Below are 3,341 nucleotides of genomic sequence, written 5' to 3' on the forward strand. Positions count from 1 at the left end.
CTCCGAGAATTGCCGACGGCGACGGCAGCCGCTGCGGGTGTGCAAAGACTTCAGGACACCCTCGCAGCGATGGTCGACCAACTGGCCGACGAGCACGCTAGGTAGCGTGTGGCCGTGTCCAAGTCAGTGACGCGAGTCGATCGCGAGACAGGAATCGCTAACCTTTCTGTCATGCGGGCACCGTCAATGCGCGAACGATTCAAGGAGCACATGCGCCTGGCTGTCCTCGAGGCTGCCCACGACCTGACTGTCGACCGCGGCTGGGACCGGGTGCGCATGGGGCAGGTGGCTGATCGTGCCGGGGTGTCGCGGGCGGCTCTGTACAAGGAGTTCGGTGACAAGGCCGGCCTCGGAGAAGCAGTCGTACTCCGGGAGGCCTCGCGCTTTCTCGAGGGCATCCGGGGCGCGCTGGAGGCGCACATCGGCGATGCGAAGCGAGGCATCGCAGCCGCCGTCGACTACACCTTGAACGAGGCCGGGCGCAGCCCCCTGCTCAAGGCGGTGCTCATCTCCAACCGCGACCTTGATGCGGGAAGTCAGGCGTCCACGGGGATGCTCCCGCTGCTCACGACATCCGCACCGCTTCTCGACCTCGCCTCCGACACCCTGGCCGGATGGGTCGCGGAGAGTTATCCGGGTCTCCCCCCGGGCGATGTCATCGACGCGGCCGACACCCTGGTGCGCCTGACGGTCAGTCATCTTGCGCTCCCCAAGTGGGACCGAACCGCGACAGCGCGGAAGATCTCCGAGGTCGCCGTCCGATTCCTCTCACTCGAATAGTGACCTGCGCCGGGCGTCGGGAGCAGTCTGAACTGGGCTTCAGCGGCGCACGGCGTGTTCGTTGCCGCCGTGCTGCTGCCGTAGCACCGTCTTGAGCACCTTGCCGGTCGCTGTGCGGGGCAGCTCGGCTACGAACTCGATCCTGGTGGGGCACTTGAAGTGGGCAAGCCGCTCCCGGGTGTATGCGATGAGTTCCTCGCCGGTCGGCTCGGCGCCGTCCTGGAGCGCCACGGTGGCCACCGGGGTCTCGCCCCAGCGGACGTCGGGGACGCCGACGACGGCCACTTCACGAACGGCCGGGTGCCGGTAGAGCACTTGCTCGACCTCGATCGGGTAGACGTTCTCGCCGCCAGTGATGATCATGTCCTTTTTGCGGTCGACGAGCGTGATGAACCCCTCGGCGTCTATGCGGCCCAGGTCACCGGTGTGGAACCAGCCGCCGCGGAAGGCCTCGGCCGTGGCTTCCGGGAGACCCCAGTAGCCCGCGAACACATTGGGTCCCCGGAGGACGAGCTCTCCGACCTCGTTGGTGCGCGCGTCCTTGTCGGCGTCATCAACGATGCGCGCCTCAACGTGGAACACCGCGCGGCCGATGGATCCGGCCTTCTCCTTGACGTGATCGGCGTCCAAGACGGACACGATCGGAGCGGTCTCGGTCATTCCGAAACCCTCCTGGAAGGGCAGCCCCTTACCCTGATAGAAATCAATGACCGGCAGAGGGCAGGGCGCTCCACCGGAGACGGCGAGCTCCAGCGAGGACAGGTCGAAGTCGTCGAAGCCAGGCTCCGACATGAGCGCTGCCCACATGGCCGGGACCATGAACTGCACGGTGGCCCTCTCTCGGGACATCGCCTTCAGGGTCTGCGCCGGGTCGAACGAGGGAAGCAGTACGTTGGTCCCGCCGACGTACAGCAGCGGCAGGGTGTGGATCCCGAGGCCCCCGATGTGGAACATCGGCGCCACGGTCACCGTGACGTCGGTCTCACGCAAGCCGCGCCCGAAGGACAAGCTGTTCACGACGTTCCACAGGTGATTGTCGTGGGTCAGCATCGCGCCCTTGGGTCGCCCTGTGGTTCCGGACGTGTACATCAAGCACGACACGTTGCTCCGATCGACGTCGGCGCTGACTGGACGGGCCTCACCGTTGGCCAACACGTGCTCATAGCGCAGCTCGCCGTCCTCGGGTTCGCCGCCGACGACCAGGCGGGATCGGACGCGTACTCCCTCGCCGGCCACAGCCGCGCGTGCCCCCGGAGCCAGGGGCGCCGAATACACGAACACGTCTGCGCCCGAGTCCGCCAAGAGATAGGTGATCTCGGCCGGCGCAAGACGCACGTTCATGGGCACGAACACCGCGCCCAGCTTGGCCGTGGCCAGCATCGTCTCTATGAACGCGGTGCTGTTGAGCAGGAGCCCTGCCACCCGATCGCCCCGTCGGACGCCGAGGGCGCTCAGTGCCCGGGCCAGTCGATTGGTGCTGCTGTCTAGGGCGGAGTAGGTCAGACGCCGCTCACCGTCGACGAGAGCGATCCGGTCCCCGGAGAGGAATGCCCTCGTCGTGACCCAGCTGCCGATTCCCTCGTCCATGGACATTCCTTCCGGGATGCTGTCATCTCTGCGAGTGAGTCAGATCACGTAGTTTGTCCAAACCTGACGGTGCCCACAAGTTAGTCGGACGCTACTGAGTAAGTCAAATCAAATGAGACATTTCAGGGTGTTGGAACGTAACCAGTTTTGGCTCGTCTGGCGGGGTCGTTGATGGTGGCCTTCTCTGGAAGTTTCGGCGGTTGCGGTCGTCGGCTGAACCGTTGCGGGTGGGCGTGGTAGGCGGCGTCGAGGACGGCTTGGCGTCGTGCCTGGACGTCGGTGGCGGTGCCGTAGTGGACGCTGGCCCGGATGTTCCTGGGCCTGCTCCGGGCGATCATCGCGCATCCCAAGCCGGTGATCGCGGCCGTCGACGGTCACGTCCGCGCCGGTGGGATGGGTCTGGTGGCGGCCTGCGACCTCGCCGTCGCCGGACCGTCGTCCACCTTCGCGCTCACCGAGGTCCGCCTCGGCCTGGCGGCCGTCATGATCTCCGTACCGTTGGCGGCACGCGTGAACTCACGGGATCTCGCATGCGTGCTGCTGACCGGCGAGAAGTTCGACTCCGCGCACGCCCGGCGGATCGGCCTGCTCTCGGACGCGGTGGAGGACCTCGACGCCGCCGTCGACGAGCTCGTCGACTCCTTCCGGCCCTGCTCGCCGCAGGGACTGGCGGAGAACAAGGCGCTGCTGGCCGCGCCGATGATTGCCGAGCTCGACGCCCGTGGAGACGACCTCGCCGGGGTCACCGCGCGGCTGTTCACGACGCCCGAGGTGGCCGAGGGGATGAGCGCATTTCTCGAACGCCGATTGCCCTCCTGGGCGACGCCCGACGCGTAGCGTATGCGATTGTCACAGATATATGACTCGACACACATCACAGAAACCCGCAACGAGAGGTAAAGCCATGCGTACCAAGGCCGCCATCATCCGTGAGCCCAAGCAGGACGGCTGGGAGATCGTCGACGTCGACATCG

At 66.3% G+C, this 3,341-nt stretch carries 3 protein-coding genes; 2 read left to right on the forward strand and 1 reads right to left on the reverse strand.

The genetic code is table 11. The features are described from left to right. Positions 1-210 precede the first annotated feature (210 nt). On the forward strand, positions 211-780 hold the full coding sequence (locus G6018_RS06230) for a TetR family transcriptional regulator (protein WP_182639181.1): 570 nt from the start codon (positions 211-213) through the stop codon (positions 778-780). Between the two features lie 39 nt (positions 781-819). Here G6018_RS06230 and G6018_RS06235 read toward each other — a convergent pair whose 3' ends face one another. Beyond that, positions 820-2,367 carry a long-chain fatty acid--CoA ligase gene (locus G6018_RS06235; RefSeq protein ID WP_069389786.1) on the reverse strand — a complete coding sequence of 516 codons (1,548 nt, stop codon included), beginning with the start codon at positions 2,365-2,367 and terminating at the stop codon, positions 820-822. 309 nt (positions 2,368-2,676) lie between these two features. On the opposite strand from G6018_RS06235, the gene G6018_RS06240 reads away from it, so the two are divergent. Beyond that, entirely contained in the window at positions 2,677-3,204 is a 528-nt protein-coding gene (locus tag G6018_RS06240) for an enoyl-CoA hydratase-related protein (protein WP_228549152.1), read from the forward strand. The last annotated feature ends 137 nt before the right edge of the window (positions 3,205-3,341 follow it).

The organism is Dietzia sp. DQ11-44, from assembly GCF_014145205.1.
GTDB lineage: Bacteria > Actinomycetota > Actinomycetes > Mycobacteriales > Mycobacteriaceae > Dietzia > Dietzia natronolimnaea.